The 2,358-nt window shown below is 69.1% G+C and carries 2 protein-coding genes; both read right to left on the bottom strand.

Annotation, left to right across the window (positions count from 1 at the left end; all coding sequences use genetic code 11):
• Positions 1-394, bottom strand: a 394-nt coding sequence (locus ACWD5Q_RS35340; protein WP_451431161.1) for an ATP-binding protein, incomplete at its 3' end; no start/stop codon positions are given.
• 156 nt (positions 395-550) lie between these two features.
• Positions 551-2,293, bottom strand: coding sequence for a pyruvate dehydrogenase (locus ACWD5Q_RS35335; protein ID WP_451431160.1), 1,743 nt, complete (start codon positions 2,291-2,293; stop codon positions 551-553).
• Between the last annotated feature and the right edge of the window lie 65 nt (positions 2,294-2,358).

The following is a 2,358-nucleotide window of genomic DNA, read 5'->3' as shown; positions in this document are numbered from 1 at the left end:
CGCCCCACGCGTCCGCGAGCGACTGCACGAGGACCAGGCCCCTGCCGTGCGTACCGTCGCCGCTGGTCGGCATCCGCAGCCGAGGTCTGCGCCGGACGAAGTCCCGTACCTCCACGTGCAGTCCGTGGGGTGAGACGGTGGCCGTCAGGACCGCGTCGCGGTCGGTGTGGACGAGCGCGTTGGTGACCAGTTCGCAGGTGAGCAGTTCGGCTATCTCGGATCGCCCCGGCTTCCCCCAGTGCGTCAGCAGTTCCCGCAGTGCCCTGCGCGCCTCGGGCACCGCCCGTAAGTCCGCCCGTCCCAGCCTTCGGATGAGCTGGGCGCCCGGCGAGCGCCCTCGCGCACCGCCGGCCGTCTCCTTGGTCTTCTTCACCGAGAAGGCCCCGATGGTCACGGGACCGCCTCTTCGTGCTCGCCTCGTCATGTCCCCCGCCCGTACGTGGTTGTCGGTTCCCCTCCTGCCCGAACCCGTCGGGGGGATCCTTGCCCCGTCCGGCAGGCGCCTATCCTGTCGAACCGTCAACAACCGAAGCTTTGACCGGGGAGCCGGTCAGGGCCGGGGCACGTTGCGGAGGTTGGAGCGGGCCAGTTGGACCATGCGTCCCACACCGCCGTCCAGCACGATCTTCGAGGCGGAGAGCGCGAAGCCCGTCACCATGTCCCGGCTGATCCGGGGCGGGATCGACAGCGCGTTCGGGTCGGTGACGACGTCCACCAGAGCGGGCCCCTTGTGCCGGAAGGCGTCCTTCAGGGCACCCGCGAGCTGCTTGGGCTTCTCGACCCGGATGCCGTGCACCCCGCACGCGCGGGCCACGGCCGCGAAGTCGGGGTTCTTGGCGCTGGTGCCGTACGACGGCAGTCCGGCGACCATCATCTCCAGCTCCACCATGCCGAGCGAGGAGTTGTTGAACAGCACCACCTTCACCGGCAGGTCGTACTGCACCAGAGTGAGGAAGTCCCCCATCAGCATGGAGAACCCGCCGTCGCCGGACATCGACACGACCTGCCGTCTCCGGTCGGTGAACTGCGCCCCGATCGCCATCGGCAGCGCGTTCGCCATCGAACCGTGGGAGAAGGAGCCGATGACGCGACGGCGGCCGTTCGGGGAGATGTACCGGGCGGCCCATACGTTGCACATGCCGGTGTCGACCGTGAAGACGGCGTCGTCGTCGGCGACCTCGTCGAGCACCGAGGCCACGTACTCGGGGTGGATCGGAAGGTGCTTCTCGACCTTGCGGGTGTACGCCTTCACCACACCCTCGAGCGCGTCGGCGTGTTTCTTCAGCATCCTGTCCAGGAAGCGCCGGTTCTGCTTGGCCTTCACCCGCGGGATGAGGCAGCGCAGGGTCTCCCGCACATCGCCCCACACCGCGAGGTCCAGCTTGGAGCGGCGGCCCAGGTGCTCCGGCCGCACATCGATCTGGGCGATCTTCACATCGTCCGGCAGGAAGGCGTTGTACGGGAAGTCGGTGCCCAGCAGAAGCAGCAGGTCGCACTCGTGGGTGGCCTCGTAGGCGGCACCGTAGCCGAGCAGCCCGCTCATCCCGACGTCGTACGGATTGTCGTACTGGATCCACTCCTTGCCGCGCAGGGCGTGTCCCACCGGGGACTTGATCTTCCCGGCGAACTCCATGACCTCGGCGTGCGCGCCGCGGGTGCCGCTGCCGCAGAACAGGGTGACCTTCTCCGCCTCGTCGATCATCGCCACCAGCCGGTCGATCTCGGCGTCGCCGGGACGGACGGTGGGCCGTGAGGTGACGAGGGCGGTCTGGGCCGCCCGGTCGGGCGCGGGCTCGTCGGCGATGTCACCGGGGAGCGAGACGACGCTGACGCCGCTGCGGCCGATCGCGTTCTGGATCGCCGTCTGCAGCAGCCGGGGCATCTGCTTCGGGCTGGAGATCAGCTCGCTGTAGTGGCTGCACTCGCTGAACAGCCGGTCGGGGTGGGTCTCCTGGAAGTAGCCGAGGCCGATCTCGCTGGACGGGATGTGGGAGGCGAGGGCGAGTACCGGGGCCATGGAGCGGTGGGCGTCGTACAGGCCGTTGATGAGGTGCAGATTGCCGGGGCCGCAGGAGCCCGCGCAGGCGGTCAGCTTCCCGGTGATCTGCGCCTCGGCGCCCGCGGCGAAGGCGGCGGTCTCCTCGTGCCGTACATGCACCCAGTCGAGGGCGGAGTTGCGGCGGACGGCGTCCACGATCGGGTTGAGGCTGTCGCCCACCACCCCGTACAGGCGTGTGACTCCCGCGCGGGCGAGGATGTCGACGAACTGGTCGGCGACGTTCTGCTTGGCCATGGATCCATGCACCCCTTCCGTCTCCTTGGGTCCATCAATCCACAGCGGTCGCGATCACGCCTCCC

Source organism: Streptomyces sp. NPDC002513 (genome assembly GCF_053595355.1).
Note: the sequence above shows the minus strand (reverse complement) of the source record. Positions and strands in the feature narration are given on the sequence as shown.